Source organism: Christiangramia oceanisediminis (assembly GCF_022570735.2).
Lineage (GTDB): Bacteria > Bacteroidota > Bacteroidia > Flavobacteriales > Flavobacteriaceae > Christiangramia > Christiangramia oceanisediminis.
Genome location: NZ_JANCNS010000002.1, coordinates 742697 through 758884, shown reverse-complemented (window position 1 = coordinate 758884; position 16188 = coordinate 742697). Strand labels below are relative to the sequence as shown.

Here is a 16188-nt window from a genome sequence, read left to right as displayed (position 1 = left end):
TAATGAGTGAAAAAGAGATCATCCAAAAGCTGAAAAGGATCGTGGAGCCTTATGTTCAGCGAAACGAAGGCCTGGACAACTTCCACGAGGAAACCGATTTTTTACGCGACCTCGAGATCAATTCGGCCAACCTCGTTGACGTGATACTGGACGTGGAAGATGAATTTGATATTACTATAGATAATGAGTCAATGGAGGGAATGTTAACAGTGGGGGACGCAAAGAATATTATTCAGCATAAATTATAATGATAGGAAACGATCTTGTTGATCTGAACCTGGCGCTTCCTGAAAAAAAAGCTAAGAACCTTCGGTACCAGGAAAAGGTATTTTTGGCCGGGGAAATAGACGAGATCAAAGCCTCGTTAGATCCAGAGCGAAGTTTATGGCGATTCTGGTCTATGAAAGAATGTGCCTATAAGGCCAGTCAACGGGATACAAGATTCAGAAGAAAACTCAATCCACTTGATTTTAAATGTGAGATCCAAAAGGATTCAACAGGATTGGTTCACACCAAAAATGCCACTTATAAGGTATATTCAGAAATTGAATCGAACTACATTCATTCCTATACAATTTCTGAATCTTTTAGGCCTTCGGTGATCTATCACCTGGATATTTCCAAACAGGAAAAACTTGCTGCAATAGCTGCGGCTTTAGGCCTTTCAAAAGCTCTTGTAAATATTGAAAAAGACAGCCTTGGCATCCCTTGTCTCAGGTTAGGCTCTACACCCAAAAGCTTCCCAATTTCGATGAGCCATCATGGGAATTTTAGCGCATTCCTCATTCCGTTAATTAACTCCTAAAAGCAGTTAAACATTTAAAAACTGGTTTGACCCCTAGTGGCCTGTTTTGTATCTTCCAACTGTAATTAAAAACTATTATTTTATGAAGACAGTAGATAAAATGGAGGTGCTTCACAGTCAGTCAGCAGAGTTCATTGAAAAGGGAGAAACAGGAAAATTCCTGAAGTTGATCCCCGATACATTTTTGATCAAGGGTGACACACATAATGGAGTATTTAATCAGGGATATGCCATCCGCCATTTGAACAGGCGTGATATGATCCTTATTGATGTGGTAGAAAAATCTACTAAAGATGCAGTTAAAAAATTAGTTGAAGAAGGTTATAATATTAAAGGCATTTTGATCACCTGTGATGCGGTGCTTAATACGGCCTATGCCGATTTAAAAACTATTTCTGAAGATGCTGGTGGAGCTCCTGTTTATGCTCATCCACGAAATAACATTAAAGACAATTTCAAAACTAAAGACATAACCAAAAAAGACAAGGTACTGGATAGCTTCGATATCAATATTTTCGATTTACCCGGTAGTGAGGGTGCTTCTGTTGTGGTTTATTGTGACCTTAATGACGGGATGCTATTCCCGGGAGAAGATGCAGTAGGCTCTGATTATGATTCAGAACTGAACACGTTTGTTCGCCCTGAAAAAAAGAACGCAAATAATGATTACGGCCTGGCCGAGAGCTGGGCAGCTTTTGATACTTCCTTCAGCTACCTCTTCCCAAGAAAGGGAAAACCAGGATTTAACCTCGAGGAAGGTCATCAAATCGATATCCTGAACAAATTAGGGAAAAGCTAACAAATAAATTTTATTGCATTTCCGGAAGGGTTGTTTAGAAAGAATGAGTCGAACCATGATTGCCTTGAATTCAGCAAATCCGTTCGTCAAGACATTTTTTCAAAACACCCTTTTTTTAATTTGCTTGTGATTGCTGTTCCTCCTTTTTCTTTTGTTCATTCTGCCTGGCTTCTTCTTCAGATACCAGCGGGTGATTGGTAATTCCCATTCCTACTATCAGGATCACATTCGTGATGGTCCAGTAAAGCATCATGATCACGGCGATAAATCCACCGCCAATAATTGATGCAACACCAAGAGTTATATAATAGATGGTTTCGTACCATTCCCTGGTTACTTCTTCAGATTCACTAATTGGAAGGTTTAGCATAAGGAAGGTTATTACAGCAGTAATAATAAGGATGGTATCATATTTTGCAATCATAAGCACATCCTTATAATGCCGCCTGGTTAATGTAGACTCTGAAGACCTGCTTAAGCCCAGTAGAGTTAACATCAGTGCCAGAATGGTGGTAGAGCCCAGGATCACTGTATTGCATAACATATTAATGCCGGGAATCGATTTTTGGAGTAACTCCAGGGCCTTATACCCTGAAATCTGTCCCAGTATAAATGCTCCTGTACCCATGATTAGTGTAGATACAATACCACCTACAAGGGACCTCTTTACAATGGTATTCATATTGATCAGGTTTATTATCTAAAATAAAACCCCTGAATAAAAATCTTTATTAATCTTCCTTAAAAAAATAAGGCTTATAGGCTAAGGTTCTGTTAAACACCCTCGGGTTTTATATAAAAGATACTAATTTGAGGATTAAAACTTCTAACAATGCCAAAATTAAACGTCACTCAAAAACTTATTAAAGAACATCTTTTAAAGGGAGAGATGGAACCCGGAAAGGAGATAGGGATCAAAATAGACCAGGCTCTTTTACAGGATGCGACAGGGACACTGGTACAACTGGAGCTGGAGGCCATGGGGCTTAAGAAAGCCCAGACCGAAGTTGCAGTTCAATATGTAGATCATAACCTTTTACAAACCGATTTCAAAAATGCAGATGACCATCTTTTCCTGCATTCTGCAGCTCAACGATTTGGACTTTGGTACAGCCGACCTGGAAACGGAGTTAGCCATCCGGTGCACATGCAACGATTTGGAAAACCGGGAAAAACGATGGTAGGTTCAGACAGCCATACTCCTGCAGCCGGTTCACTAGGCATGCTAGCAATTGGAACCGGAGGATTAGATGTGGCCGCTGCTATTGCCGGTCAGCCGTATTTCGTTAAAATGCCCAAGGTAATGGGAGTGAAGCTTACCGGGAAACTGCCCGATTGGGTAAGTGCCAAAGATGTGATCCTTGAAATGTTAAGGAGACATGACGTTAAAGGCGGAGTAGGGAAGGTAATTGAATATTATGGTGAAGGGCTTGATAGCCTGAGTGCCATGGATAGGCATGTGATCGCCAATATGGGCGCAGAATTAGGTGCCACTACAACAGTTTTTCCGAGTGACGAGGAAACCAAAAGATTTCTAAGGTCTCAGCAACGAGAAGAAGACTGGGTGGAATTAAAAGCCGATGAAGGATGCGAATATGATTTTCACGAAGAGATCATCCTGGATGAGCTGGTACCTCTTATAGCACTTCCTACCAGTCCGGGTAACGTGGTTCCGGTAAGGGAAGTAGAAGGTAAGGAGATAAGCCAGGTGGTAATTGGTTCTTCTGCCAATCCGGGGCTTAGAGATTTCTGGATAGCCGGCGCCATTGTAGAAGGTAAATCAGTAAATAACGATGTGTCTTTCGATATCAACCCAACTTCGAGGCAAATGATTCAGAATATGATAGATAATCGCGCTTTTGCCAATCTTATCAAGGCCGGAGCAAGGTTTCATCAATCTGGTTGTATGGGATGCATTGGAATGGGACAGGCACCTGCATCGGGAACCATAAGTTTAAGGACTATGCCACGTAATTTCCCGGACAGGTCTGGAACCAAGGATGACCAGGTACACCTTTGTAGCCCTGAAACAGCGGCAGCTTCGGCATTAACGGGTAAAATCACCGATCCTCGTGACCTGGAGAAATTATATGATATGAAGTATCCTCAATTTCAACATCCGGAAATTGAGATCATCAATACCGAAATGCTGGTTCCACCACCGGAAGATGGTACCAATATTCAATTAAAGAAAGGTCCAAATATCAAATCACTTCCATATATCGAACCTATGCAGGAGAAATACTGCGTCCCGGTACTTTTAAAAATGGGAGACAATATTTCAACAGATGAGATCTTAAAGGCAGGAGCAGAAGTTTTGCCATTTAGAAGTAACCTGCCAGAAATAAGCAAATTTTCTTACACCGTGATCGATGAAAGTTTCTACGACCGTGCTATGCAGGCGAAAACTGAGCACGGCGGGCATATCGTTGTGGCAAAAGATAATTATGCCCAGGGATCCAGCAGGGAGCATGCAGCCATTGCACCAAAGTACCTGGGACAGGTTGCTGTGATCGCCAATTCGTATGCGAGGATCGCATGGCAGAACCTGGTTAACTTCGGAATTCTTCCATTGGAATTCATCGATATCGCAGATTATGAGAAGATAGAGCAGGGGGACCTGGTATATTTCAGGAATCTTACCGAGGATGTTAAGAATCGAAATAATATAAAAGTTATAATCAGGAACGAGAACGGAGATAAGAAAGAAGAGTTTGAGACCAAACACAGCATGAGCGACAGGCAGATTGAGGTTCTTCTCAAAGGTGGGATCATCAATGAATTTAAAGACAAGCTGGAAGAAGAAGACCTTAAGGCCTAGTAGATAAAATAGCCTTAAATAAATAAAAGCCCTTACGTTTTTGCGTAAGGGCTTTTTTATTTGAAATTCCATTTTTCCTAATGGGTATTCATTTTTGATTTTCTTTTACTGCACTGCCTGTCCAGGTCACTTACTGTCTCCGCTACAGAGGCTTCAAATGAATTCTCGTTGGACTTTGCAAAGATTTCAGGACCCGGTGCACTTAACCTGATCTCCGAAATATAACCTTTGGGCTTTTGATTTTCATCTCTTTTAAGGTATACATTGGCTCTTACGATCCAGTCATATTTGTTTTCAATTTTATCAAGTTTTTTTTGAGTGAAGGATTCGAGAGCTTCACTTTTATCAACATTTACAAATTCGAAAATAGCTTCCATATTTTAATTTTTAGATTATTTAAATAAACTGATTATATAAAATCCCGGCAAGGCTCTTAAGCCAGATTTGGCAAAGATTTAGCACTCTTTTAGAATTGATCAATAATCTCTTAAAATGCACTTAATCAACCGGTATTTCGTGTGAAAAAAAGCAATAGCTGCTTATAAACTCTTAAATTTGTAAATCTATGGAAATTAATCAAATACAATACAAAATGATGAACCGGGCCATAGAATTGGCCCGAGAAGGAGGGGAGATGGATAACGGAGGACCCTTTGGAGCTGTGATCGCCAGGGGAGATGAGATCATTGCTGAAGCCCGAAACCAGGTTCTCGGTAAATGCGATTGTACTCAACACGCCGAATTGAGGGCTATTCAAAGAGCTTGCAAAAAATTAAATAGTACCAAATTAAAAGGTTGCGCGCTTTATACCAGTTGTGAGCCTTGCATGATGTGCCTGGGAGCTTCGTATTGGGCCGAATTGGATTACCTATATTTTGGCGCCTCGGCAGAAGATGCTAAAAAACATGGATTTATATATAGTGATCTCTATTATAATTCTGATACTAATAAACGCCACGAAGAATTCAACATGATACAATTAAATCGTGAAAAAGCTTTGGCTGTATGGGAAACACGCACAAAGAGTAAGTTGCAGTTTTAAATTTTTAGCCAAGTTGAAGGTCCAGGAATCCGCAACGATTCCTGGATTTTTTATGCTATAAATAAAAATTATTATCCGTTATCTTAATGAAACAAAAAGTAAAAGACAAGGAAGAGGTAGATCGCGAACTTAAATCTTCCGATACCAAAAAAGATGATACCACTAGGACACATGCTGAAATATTAAAACAGCAGATTGAGGAAGCCTGTAAAACTTACGACCGCAATACACCCAGTATACTCGTTAGCAGTTTTACGGCAGGGCTTGAATTAAGTTTTAGCTTCCTGTTAATAGCCACCGTACTTCATTTTTTTACAGGACATTTTTCTGAAGAATCCATCTTTAAATTCACCGCCCTGGTTTATCCAATTGGATTTATATTAGTTGTGCTTGGCCAGTCTATTCTGTTCACTGAACAAACCTCGTTATTAACCTTACCGGTTCTGAATAAGGAAAGAAGCCTTATGAACCTTTTCAGGGTGTGGGGGATCGTTATTTTTGGGAATCTTGCCGGTGGGATGCTCATGAGTGCCACCTATATATGGATTGGTCCCAAGTTAGGCCTGTTCAATATGGATGACCTGGAGAAGATCGCATTGCATATGACTGAATATAGTGCCATAACTATTTTTGTTAGTGCAATCCTGGCTGGATGGCTTATGGGTTTACTATCCTGGCTGGTTACGAGTTCACGGGAAAGCATAGGGGAGATCCTGATCATATTTTTGATAACCGCCATAATGGGCTTTACGAGTCTTCACCATAGTATTATTGGAAATATTGAAGTTTTTACCGGGTTTCTTATTTCAGATCAAATAAGCTTCTGGAAATATATAAAAACGATTGGCCTGGCCCTTACAGGTAATGCAGTTGGTGCAGTAGTTTTTGTAGCTTTATTAAAATACAGGGCCTTTGTTTTTAATGTGAATCGTCATTAAATTAATAGTGAAATTAATGAATCTTTAAGTTATGAAAATCAGAGTCTTACTGAAATTATTAAGTGTAGCAATTTTTATACTTATCATGACCGGGTGTGGCTCATCAGGTCAAACTTCATTTAATCCTGAAGAGTTTCAAAAAATAAGCGATCTGGTCAACTCCCGTGAATTCATTATTGAAAATGAATGGGCGAATCCAATACAGGGACGACAGATAAATCTTATCGATAATCCAAATCACATAATTTTTAAAGGAGATAGCGTGAATGTACATCTTCCTTATTATGGAATTCGCCATACCGGGGGTGGTTATAACCGGGAAGGCGGAATTAAATTCAAAGGCGTGGCACGGGAAGTAAAAATAGAAGAGAATACAAACAGGCGATTAATCGATCTAAGTTTTGATGGAAACCAGAATGGTGAGGTCGTGGAATTTGATATCAGGATCTTTGCAAGCGGTAAAACAACTACTACGGTAAATTCTTCACAGCGCAGCATGATCTCTTACCAGGGGGAGTTGCAGGCTTATGAGAAGGAAAAAAATTAAAGGGTTGGAAGTTTAATACCTATTCGTTCTATAATATTCTATTTTACATAATATAAATTATAGTTCAATATGATATAATCTTTATAGTTCACAGCTGGCATTTATTTCCTGTTGGATCTCATTTCCTGAAATAACTCTTTAAATAAGCCACGGGCAATTAGAACCTTCATTATTTCATTGGTTCCTGCATAGATTCTGGCTACGCGATTATCGGCATACATGCGTGCAATTGGATAATCCCATATATAACCATAACCTCCAAACAATTGAAGACATTCGTCAACGACCTTATGATGCATTTCTGTTGCTGAATATTTTGCCATGGAAGCACTTTCAGCCGTCAACCTGTTTTTTGATAATAATCTCGTACATCGGTCCAGGAATGCCTGATGAATTTGCAACTGAGTAGCACACTCAGCCAATTTGAACTGCGTGTTCTGAAATGCGGCGACAGGTTGTTTAAAAGCAGTTCTAGTTGATGTATATTCAATGGTTTGTTCTATGGCACCCTGAGCTCCACCAATTGCATTCAGGGCAACTACTAAACGTTCCCTGGCCAATTCGGTCATCATAATTTTGAAACCTGAACCTTCTTCTCCAAGTAAATTATCTTTAGGAACTTTAACCTGGTCAAAGAATAGTTCGCAGGTATCCTGGGCTTTCATACCTATTTTTTTGAACGGAACTCCCTTTTCAAAGCCCTCAGAAGTACTCTCCATGAGCAATAAGGAAATACTTTCCTTAGGAGTTCCCAGGTTAGTTTTAACAGCTACGAGTGACATATCGCTTAAATAACCGTTTGTGATAAAGGTTTTTTGTCCACTCACCAGGTAATGATCCCCCTTATCCACCGCCTTTGTCTTAATTGCCTGCAAATCGCTGCCACAATCTGGCTCGGTCATTCCCAGTGAGGTGATCAATTTTCCGCTTGCCATTTGAGGGAGATATTTCTTCTTCTGGGCTTCGGTTCCATATTTCAGTATATATGGCGCAATAATATCTGAATGCAGGGAAAAGCCCGGACCAGTTATTCCTTTTCTGCCCATTTCTTCCATGAACAATGCGCTAAAACTAAAATCCATTCCGCCGCCGCCATATTCTTCAGGCATATCCATGCATAATAATCCCAATTCACCGGCGCGTTCCCAGATCTCCCGGCTCACCATACCATTTTTTTCCCAATCTTCAATTTGATCCTCGATCTCATTATTAATGAAATCCTGGATCATTTTCCGGGTCATTTTATGTTCTTCTGAAGAATATATTTTTCGTTCTAATAAAACATTCTGCAACATAACAGTTCCTGGATTAAGTGATTAACTAGGCTTTAAAGGATAAAAGATGAAAATTGAAATGAACCTGCTTTAATCGATGGGGATTCTAATGGTCTTATTTAAGGTAATTTACAAAATCGTCCTGAATGATCTTTAATTTTGGATCTATATATCTCTTACAAAACGGTCTTTGTGGATCTTTTCTATAATAATTCCTGATCTGCTCTCGTGATTCCCTGAATTTACCGAAGTAAAATACTTCTGTAATAAAATCTATATTCTCCCGAGATAAGCGGTCCAGGATATTTTCTGCTTCGGAAAATTGTTCCTTCGTGAAAGTATATACAGCAGACAGATATCTTGATCTTAAACTATGGTTCTTCTTACTTTGATGAGTCTGCAAATGAATTCGAATCAGTGTCTCAAGGTCTATTATTCCAGGATCAAAATGTACGATCACCCCTTCATAAAATTGTTCTGGTTCAATACTGGTTGAAATATAGCCCTGTTCTACCCTTTCCACTCCCTTTAGAAACTGGAAAACAGCTTCAGTACACCAATGACAACCTCCGCCCACACCAATTTTCTGAATTTTATTCATAAGCCATTGATAAGTTAAAAATTCCACTTACATATTTTTAATTATCCTCGGTGCTATTTTTGAATCCATTTTTACTTAATAATTTTCCAATTATCTCCAGTTCACTTATTTGCAAACAAATAACCGTAATAATTCCCATGATTGGAATTGCCAGTACCATCCCAATAATACCCCATAACATATTCCCAAGAATAACCGCCAGGATCACAAAGAAAGGGTGAACATCTACCCTATCTCCAACTACGTAGGGTTGTAGTACGTAACTTTCCACGAACTGGGTGATGGTGAAGGTCAATGCAATACCTATAAGGACACTGGTTTCGCCGGAAGTTAAAAAACCAAACGCAACGGCCATTGTGAATCCTATGATATTTCCTATATATGGAATTAAAGTAAGCAGGGCCGCGATCAAACTCACAATAATAAAATTACTAACACCAGAAAGCCCTAAACCAATTGAGTAAAGAATTGCCAGTAACCCCATGAGAATAAGCTTTCCTACCAGGTATTCCGAAACAACCTTGGAAGATTTCACCATGATATCTTTAGCCTTATCCCTTCTTTCATCAGGGAATATTCTGATGAGAAAATTTCGAAATACGTGTCGATAATTCAAAAGAAAAAAGATGTAAACGAATGTGAGAAGGTAATTCGCCACAAAACTGCTTAGTTTGCTCATAAAACTGGCCATCCTTTGTGCAATGCTCGATCCTGAAGGATTGGAAGACTTTTCTGCTTTATCGATATCTTCCTGGCTCAATGGGGAGTGTTTCAGGGCGAACTGCTTGACCTGCTCTATCTTAGGCTTCATTGTTTCCTTGATCTTAGGCCAGTCATCTGCAAAATTCCTTATCTGGAAGGAAACCAGGGCCAATACTCCAATCGAAATTAAGAACAATAACAAACTGCTGAGCAAACAGGCAACAGACCTGTTCATGCGTTTTTCCAATTTCTGAGTTATGGGAAGTATTAGCAGGCTTAGTGTAATTGCAGTTACCAGGGGAGCCAAAAATGACCTTGCCTCAAACAAGCCCAGGAATAAAAAATAAGTCCCTACAATGATAACGGTTGTAAACAGAAGCTTTCTTCTGGAAGCCATATGTTTGGTTGTTGGTTCACTTATCAATATCGGAAATGTTCTTTCATTTTATATTAAAGAAATCTAAAACCAGCGAATAATAAGCTTAAAGACATAAAGAGGAGCCAGTTTGCTGAACTTTTTCTGAAAGGAGCTTCCCTATTCAATTAATGGCTATCAAAGAACCAGGAAAATCATTTTAAGGATTGATCTGAATAGAATATTGAGATTAAAAAATAAAAAAGGCCATCTCTCGATGGCCCTGAAATTTGTAAGAAACTGAAGTGATTAGTCGATCACTTCAACGTTTATAGCGTTTAATCCTTTTTTTCCCTGTTCTGTTTCAAACCTTACCTTGTCGTCTTCACGAATGTCATCGATAAGACCGGTTGAGTGTACAAAAATGTCCTGTCCAGATTCGTCTGAACTAATAAATCCATAACCTTTGGAATTATTAAAAAACTTTACTTTACCTTTTTGCATTATAATGCTTATTAATTGTTATAAAATTTGCCATTTATATTACAGATCCAATGGCATAAGATCCTTTCTATCCGGCCTTCAAGCCGTCAATTCTTCCCAGTTGCCTCAACATTTTGAAATGCTGACCCACAGCCGAGAAAAAACTGTGTTTGTTGTGATATGGTAAACCGTACTCTTTTGCAGTTTCGGCTACGATATGCGATATTTTTCTATAATGAACATGACATATATTTGGCAATAAATGATGTTCTATTTGATAATTGAGTCCACCTATGAACCAGGAAAACAACCTGCTCTTAGGTGAGAAATTACTGGTTGTAAATAACTGGTGACTTGCCCAGTCCCCTTTTATAAATCCGTTTTCGTCTGGCAATGGATATTCGGTAGTAGGAACGATGTGAGCCAGTTGAAATACGGTGGTAATTAAAAGTCCCGTTACAAAGTGCATACTTATAAATGCGAGTAGCACCACCCACCAGGACTGTTGTGCCATGAACATGGGAAGTATCAGTACAAAACCGAATGACAGGGCCTTCCAGCCAATAACTTTATACAGTTCTTTACTAAAAGAAGGTTTTTCCTTAAAAAATCCCATCTTTTTGAATTTTACCATTCTTACAAAATCCTTGGCCGTAACCCAGGATACAGTAGATAGCCCATAAAAGAACCAGGAATATATATGCTGAAATTTATGAATACCATATCTCTTGGTATGCGGTGTGAACCTTAAGAAAAAAGGCGGATTGATATCATCATCAGCCTCTTCAATATTGGTAAAAGTATGGTGAAGAACATTGTGCTGTATCTTCCAGATACTGGCATTTGCACCAATTAAATTGAGTGTATACCCAAGATATTTGTTTACTTTCTGGTTCTTTGAATAGGAGTTGTGTATCGCATCATGCATAATACCCATCCCAATTCCAGCCATCCCAAAGCCACTAATGATATAAAGCAGGAAAAGCAACCAGGTGCTGCCAACAATCCCTGTATTGATAATAATAAGTGGAGCTATGAAAACCAGCAGCATCAAAACCGTCTTAACAATCATACTTGAGTTCGCATGCTTGCTTATATTATTAGACTTGAAATAGGAATTTACCCTCTTTCTTAAAGTCTTCGAGAATTCTGACGCTCTTTTCTGAGCAAATTGTGGACTATTAATGTTTACTTATTTTAAGGTTAAAACAGATTATAAAAAACTAAATCTATCTAAATCTACGATAAAAACGAATATTGCAGAATATTAAATTTTCTTTACTCTAACTGCGTTTAAGCCTTTCATTCCCTGTTCCAGTTCAAAGCTTACCTTATCATTTTCCATGATCTCATCAATAAGCCCGCTTACGTGAACAAAATACTTTTCTCCGGTTTGACTTCCAATTATAAATCCAAAACCTTTTGAGTGATCAAAAAAGGATACTTTACCTTCTGTATCGGTAATTACCTCTTCTTCTTCCCTGTCTTCTTTCTTAGGTACTGCAATTTCGATATCCTCTGCATCTACTTCCACCTTTTGAGATGGATCTGGCGGAGTGTCGGTAAGATTTCCATCTGCATCAACATAAGCGATCATGTCTTCAAAAGAGCCTCCTTTATTAGAATTCTCTTTTCGCTCCTGTTTTCTCAGTTCTTTTTCTTTCCTTTTTTTGAGCTTTTTCTTTTCTTTTTCTCTTTTGTTTTGGGTTTGTCCGGATCTTGCCATTCAATAAATTTTAATTAATACTCTTTGGAATTTCAATGCCTTGAACCACCAAACGAATACCAGAAAATTTAATGTGTAAGATTATCTTTTGAAGGATTTATTCAGAGAAAGCAGCGGATCAAGAACTGCATTAAAATTTTGTGTAAAGATAATCATCCTGAAGGGATAATAAAAGCTAATTGGTTTTTTTAATTGGAATTATTCCCCTGATACGGAAATAAGCCTAAACTCGATCTTTTTAATATGAAAATGGCCGGATTTTCATCCGGCCCTGATATAATTTAGAAGTAATAAATTCTATTCACCTACGTGAAAAGAGATTTTGGTAGTAACTCCGTATGAGGAAATCTTGTTGCCTTCCACTTTTCCGTTCATATCCTTCACGTAAACCGATTTGATATTTTTTACCGTTTTAGAAGCTTCTGTCACCGCGTTGTTGATTGCGTCTTCAAAGCTCTTGTTAGAAGTGGCCATCACCTCAATTACCTTAACTACTGCCATAATTTTAAATTTTTGATATGGTTATACAATATTGCTTATGGAAGGTAACCAAGAATAGGCTGTATATCAAATGATTAACACAAGATTATAAGATAATACTATCTGCTGTTCTTCAGTCTTTTTTGATTGGAACCATATATACGGGGATTTCGGTTTTTTCAAGTACCCGGCTTGCTGTGGTGCCCATTAAAACCTTTTCCAGCACTGAATGGCTATGAGTTCCCATAACGATCATATCGGCATTCCATTTTTTAGCATAGTCGAGAATAGCCGTTGATGTTGGTCCTTCGGCCATATGGGTGATCACCGAATCGTCATTGAGGTGCCTTGCCGCAGTTTTGATAAAATCCTTTGCCACTTCCCTTAATTCTGAAATCACATTAAGATCAACCTGCATTTCATTGTAACCTTCATAACCCATAAAGGTTGGGTAATTCACTCCATAGTAGCTAACATCTGCCAGCACATGGATCAAACATACTTCTGCCCCAAGCTTTTTTGCAAGTTCATAACCCTTTCGGGCAACCTGTTCAGAACTCGGATTATAATCCATACCTATAAGAACCTTTTTCATATCTGGTCAATTTTTGATTGGTCCTTCTAATTTATGGAAAAATTCAGGCATTCACTCACTGGTTTCAGGCATATTTCTACTGTTTTTTAATCACTTTTACCAGGAAAGGCATCAACCGGTTTTACAAATGCAACGAACAGGTAACAGGGGCCAGAATCGTTACAGGTTGCGGTATGAGGTTTTTTGGAAGGCCCGTAGGCATAATAACCTTTCTTTAAGGTCTTGGTCTTTTCTCCCTCATAGGTTACCTCCAACTCCCCTTCTATCAGGATCATTCGCTCAGCCGAATTATGCCAATGCTCAGGAATTTCGGTGTTTGGCTGAATTTTGAAGATCGCATCTGTATTACCTTGTGCAGGGTCGCCATGTAAAATGGAAACATTACAGCCTGCCGGCATAAAGTCTGGGCAATTACCCCATTCCAGGTTACCGTCCAGGATGTTGATCGCAACCGATTGTTCCTGGGAATTCATGTTAACACTAAACAACAGGATTAAAAATAACAGGCCAAGGGGCTTTGCTATTGTACTACTGAATAAGGTTTTCATATGATTTGATTTATTGGTTTCGGTTTTGAAAATTATTCTTGGTTAAGGTTCTTAAATTCAACACTTTACAAGTTAGTTAAAATTCATAAAAAGCTGATATTCATCATGTTAATTTCTTACCCATCGCTTCCTGACCAGAGGTTTTTAGAGTAAATTTATGAGAGTGAACCAATAAAATTTTAGGCTTATGAAAACCACAAGAGAAGCGGCTAGAGAAGCCAGTCACAAGAACCTGGTTGAAGCCCTGAACATCCTGTTGGAAAAGAATTATAATGCTGAAAAGGGATTTAAAAAAGCAATGGAACATGCCGATAGTCTTCAGCTCAAAAGATTCCTGAAAAAACAGGCCGTTCAGCGAAACCATTTTGCAACCGAACTGGATAAGCAAATCCATGAGCTGAACGAACATCCAAAGGAATCTTCAAAAGGTAGTACCATTGCGAATATCCATCGATTCTGGATAGATATTAAAACCGCCATTTCCAAAAATGATGACGAAAGTATACTTGAGGAATGTTTGCGCGGAGAGAAGTCCAGTTTGAAAGAATATGATGAAAAACTGGAAAAGCTTATGCTTCCTCCTAAAGTTAAAGCCATGCTTGAAGACCATAGGAAGAAAATAAGTGAGACCCTCAAGGATATCAGCGTACTGGAAGATCTTTATGATTAAAACTAAAAAAGCTGGTAGAGATACCAGCTTTTTCTATTTGCACTGTTTGAACTATTTAATTTTTTACGACGATTAGCTGTGCCCTAGCACCGGTTAAAAGATTCCATTCCTTTTTAGCGATCTGTTCTCCCTTGGTGTTGAGCACTCTTAATTCAGCGGTATTTGGGCCCGATGATCCCTGGTTCAATGCCACGAATTCGATACTGTTAAAACCATCCTGAAGGCTTACAAGTACCGGCTGAAACCCTGCATCAAGGCTCATACTTTTTGCGACCACCTCTCCATTCACGATGATCATGACCTTATCTCCATCTACATATTCGTGGTCCCGGCAATAGACTTCAACGAATTTTCCCTGAGTCACAACATTACCTAAATTCTGGTCTCCTTTGAATTCATCTATCACCTCACGATCCTTGGTCATTTTATTTTTATAGGCATCAGCTGCAGTCAAAAGCCCTTTGGGATTTTCTCTCATGTCTATCTCCTTGGGTTTATCTTTTAAAAACCGGCTTTCACTTTTGGTCTCCTCTCTTTTAAGAATGGGGAATTTTCCAGCTTCCATTTCTTCTGCAGGGATCATCGTCCCGGTATTGGTGCTTCGGGGAATCTCTATCTGGGCCGTAGCCGTGAAGCTAAAACCAATGAAAGCTAACAAGATAAATATGGATCGCATGATATGTTAATTATAAATATAATGCATCAAAAATACAGCCAAAATTACGAAATGTATGCAACAATCTAATATTCACCGAATTTCTTCATCAATCTCGGGGGAATCCTGAACTCTGTTTGATCTCTTCAATTTGCTGAATATGCCTGTGGGTATGCCCAGACATAAAAAGAACAGTTTGATGTGCATCTACTTTGCCAAACGGAAATTCATTGATATAGTTTCTCATATTTACATTGGAATCTTTAAGAAAATCAACGATCTCATCCCTTTGTTCATTAAAGGCTTCCAGAGCTTCTTCAGAGGTGGCAAATTCGGCAGTAGGTTCAAATTGTGCCTGTGTCTTCATCTTTTCACTTCGGTCTGAAATAAATCCCAGGATCTGTTCATCGCTCATCTTTAATTCAGACCTCATACTGGGAGTCTCATCTTCCTTGAATTTATTCTGAAGCATCCCGTATAAGGCTCCTTCTACCGTATTAATGTGCTCTACGACCTGTGCGATAGACCAACTGTCTGGGCCAGGATGAAAAATCATTTGCTCTTCGGTTAAACCATCGATTGCCTCGTTCAATTCTTCTGAAGTTCTGTCCAGGTGTTCATAGATATCCCTGTCCTGGGTCATTAAAATTTCAGGTTTCCCATCATTGCCTTCCACTCCACCCAGAAGCAGCAGGCACATAAAAATTGAAATAATTTTCATGATATTAAAAAATTACTTGTTAGCACGAAGTGACATAAAAACTAATAACCTAAATGCTTAATTTGTCCCTGATTGGTGAAACATAGGTTCGCAGTTCCCGGAACTTATTCGATACCTCATCAGGAAAAATATAGATATCGCAAAAGGCATATTTTTTGGCCTTAGCCGGTTCTAATTTCATCTCAACGATACCTTCTACCACGCATTTCTCTTTTTCATTGATCACATTTTTAACGATGATCTCAAGGGGGCCACCCAGTTTCATACGATCCAGGGAGGCTTCAAATTCAGTTTTTCCAGAAATTGTCTTTTCTCCAACGATCACCCATTTGATATCATCGGTAACGCTATTTGAAATAAATTCAGCATCTCCTTCAGCAAAGGCCTTATTGATCTTTGTCATCAATTTCTCTCTGTTTTTCATAT

Annotated in this window: 22 protein-coding genes; 8 read left to right on the top strand and 14 right to left on the bottom strand. The window is 38.8% G+C overall.

Annotated features, from left to right (window positions below; all coding sequences use genetic code 11):
- Positions 1–2 precede the first annotated feature (2 nt).
- The 3 genes from MKO06_RS10895 (at position 3) to MKO06_RS10885 (ending at position 1604) form a co-directional block, all read left to right on the top strand.
- On the top strand, positions 3–248 hold the full coding sequence (locus MKO06_RS10895; protein ID WP_241551203.1) for an acyl carrier protein: 246 nt from the start codon (positions 3–5) through the stop codon (positions 246–248).
- The gene (locus MKO06_RS10890; RefSeq protein WP_241551202.1) at positions 248–805 is read left to right on the top strand and encodes a 4'-phosphopantetheinyl transferase family protein; all 558 of its coding nucleotides are present in this window, start codon (positions 248–250) and stop codon (positions 803–805) included. Before MKO06_RS10895 ends, MKO06_RS10890 begins: the two co-directional genes overlap by 1 nt.
- Positions 806–887: 82 nt before the next feature.
- Positions 888–1604 carry a hypothetical protein gene (locus MKO06_RS10885; protein WP_241551201.1) on the top strand — a complete coding sequence of 239 codons (717 nt, stop codon included), beginning with the start codon at positions 888–890 and terminating at the stop codon, positions 1602–1604.
- 115 nt (positions 1605–1719) lie between these two features.
- On the opposite strand, the gene MKO06_RS10880 is transcribed toward MKO06_RS10885, so the two are convergent.
- A complete protein-coding gene (locus MKO06_RS10880) occupies positions 1720–2286 on the bottom strand; it encodes a hypothetical protein (protein WP_241551200.1) in 567 nt (188 codons plus the stop codon).
- A 150-nt stretch (positions 2287–2436) separates the two neighbouring features.
- Between MKO06_RS10880 and MKO06_RS10875 the strand changes: the two genes are divergently transcribed.
- Positions 2437–4425 carry an aconitate hydratase gene (locus tag MKO06_RS10875; protein ID WP_241551199.1) on the top strand — a complete coding sequence of 663 codons (1989 nt, stop codon included), beginning with the start codon at positions 2437–2439 and terminating at the stop codon, positions 4423–4425.
- 77 nt (positions 4426–4502) lie between these two features.
- Here the strand turns inward: MKO06_RS10875 and MKO06_RS10870 are convergent, their stop codons facing one another.
- Complete coding sequence (locus MKO06_RS10870; RefSeq protein ID WP_241551198.1) at positions 4503–4802, bottom strand: HPF/RaiA family ribosome-associated protein; 300 nt, start codon at positions 4800–4802, stop codon at positions 4503–4505.
- Positions 4803–4990: 188 nt separating this feature from the next.
- Between MKO06_RS10870 and MKO06_RS10865 the strand changes: the two genes are divergently transcribed.
- The 3 genes from MKO06_RS10865 to MKO06_RS10855 all read left to right on the top strand — a co-directional run bounded on the left by MKO06_RS10865 (position 4991) and on the right by MKO06_RS10855 (position 6952).
- On the top strand, positions 4991–5467 hold the full coding sequence (locus MKO06_RS10865) for a nucleoside deaminase (protein ID WP_241551197.1): 477 nt from the start codon (positions 4991–4993) through the stop codon (positions 5465–5467).
- Between the two features lie 86 nt (positions 5468–5553).
- Complete coding sequence (locus MKO06_RS10860; RefSeq protein WP_241551196.1) at positions 5554–6405, top strand: formate/nitrite transporter family protein; 852 nt, start codon at positions 5554–5556, stop codon at positions 6403–6405.
- Between the two features lie 31 nt (positions 6406–6436).
- Positions 6437–6952, top strand: a complete 516-nt coding sequence (locus MKO06_RS10855; RefSeq protein WP_241551195.1) for a DUF4251 domain-containing protein — start codon at positions 6437–6439, stop codon at positions 6950–6952.
- A 101-nt stretch (positions 6953–7053) separates the two neighbouring features.
- Here MKO06_RS10855 and MKO06_RS10850 read toward each other — a convergent pair whose 3' ends face one another.
- From MKO06_RS10850 to MKO06_RS10810, 9 genes are all read right to left on the bottom strand, one after another.
- The gene (locus MKO06_RS10850; RefSeq protein ID WP_241551194.1) at positions 7054–8247 is read right to left on the bottom strand and encodes an acyl-CoA dehydrogenase family protein; all 1194 of its coding nucleotides are present in this window, start codon (positions 8245–8247) and stop codon (positions 7054–7056) included.
- Positions 8248–8341: 94 nt separating this feature from the next.
- Positions 8342–8827: a peptide-methionine (S)-S-oxide reductase gene (locus MKO06_RS10845; RefSeq protein ID WP_241551193.1), complete on the bottom strand. Its 486-nt coding sequence runs from the start codon at positions 8825–8827 to the stop codon at positions 8342–8344.
- Positions 8828–8864: 37 nt separating this feature from the next.
- The gene (locus MKO06_RS10840; protein WP_241551192.1) at positions 8865–9926 is read right to left on the bottom strand and encodes an AI-2E family transporter; all 1062 of its coding nucleotides are present in this window, start codon (positions 9924–9926) and stop codon (positions 8865–8867) included.
- Between the two features lie 267 nt (positions 9927–10193).
- Entirely contained in the window at positions 10194–10388 is a 195-nt protein-coding gene (locus MKO06_RS10835; RefSeq protein WP_241551191.1) for a cold-shock protein, read from the bottom strand.
- 67 nt (positions 10389–10455) lie between these two features.
- Positions 10456–11439, bottom strand: a complete 984-nt coding sequence (locus MKO06_RS10830; protein ID WP_241551190.1) for a fatty acid desaturase family protein — start codon at positions 11437–11439, stop codon at positions 10456–10458.
- Positions 11440–11634: 195 nt separating this feature from the next.
- Positions 11635–12093, bottom strand: coding sequence for a cold-shock protein (locus MKO06_RS10825; protein ID WP_241551189.1), 459 nt, complete (start codon positions 12091–12093; stop codon positions 11635–11637).
- Positions 12094–12390: 297 nt separating this feature from the next.
- Positions 12391–12594 carry a dodecin family protein gene (locus MKO06_RS10820; protein WP_241551188.1) on the bottom strand — a complete coding sequence of 68 codons (204 nt, stop codon included), beginning with the start codon at positions 12592–12594 and terminating at the stop codon, positions 12391–12393.
- A 112-nt stretch (positions 12595–12706) separates the two neighbouring features.
- Positions 12707–13168 carry a universal stress protein gene (locus tag MKO06_RS10815; protein WP_241551187.1) on the bottom strand — a complete coding sequence of 154 codons (462 nt, stop codon included), beginning with the start codon at positions 13166–13168 and terminating at the stop codon, positions 12707–12709.
- Between the two features lie 86 nt (positions 13169–13254).
- A complete protein-coding gene (locus MKO06_RS10810; protein ID WP_241551186.1) occupies positions 13255–13716 on the bottom strand; it encodes a cupin domain-containing protein in 462 nt (153 codons plus the stop codon).
- A gap of 187 nt (positions 13717–13903) precedes the next feature.
- Between MKO06_RS10810 and MKO06_RS10805 the strand changes: the two genes are divergently transcribed.
- On the top strand, positions 13904–14386 hold the full coding sequence (locus MKO06_RS10805) for a ferritin-like domain-containing protein (RefSeq protein ID WP_241551185.1): 483 nt from the start codon (positions 13904–13906) through the stop codon (positions 14384–14386).
- 55 nt (positions 14387–14441) lie between these two features.
- On the opposite strand, the gene MKO06_RS10800 is transcribed toward MKO06_RS10805, so the two are convergent.
- The 3 genes from MKO06_RS10800 to MKO06_RS10790 all read right to left on the bottom strand — a co-directional run bounded on the left by MKO06_RS10800 (position 14442) and on the right by MKO06_RS10790 (position 16186).
- Positions 14442–15062, bottom strand: coding sequence for a hypothetical protein (locus MKO06_RS10800; protein ID WP_241551184.1), 621 nt, complete (start codon positions 15060–15062; stop codon positions 14442–14444).
- Positions 15063–15150: 88 nt separating this feature from the next.
- Positions 15151–15762, bottom strand: a complete 612-nt coding sequence (locus tag MKO06_RS10795; RefSeq protein ID WP_241551183.1) for a DinB family protein — start codon at positions 15760–15762, stop codon at positions 15151–15153.
- Between the two features lie 49 nt (positions 15763–15811).
- A complete protein-coding gene (locus MKO06_RS10790; protein WP_241551182.1) occupies positions 15812–16186 on the bottom strand; it encodes a nuclear transport factor 2 family protein in 375 nt (124 codons plus the stop codon).
- Positions 16187–16188 lie beyond the last annotated feature (2 nt).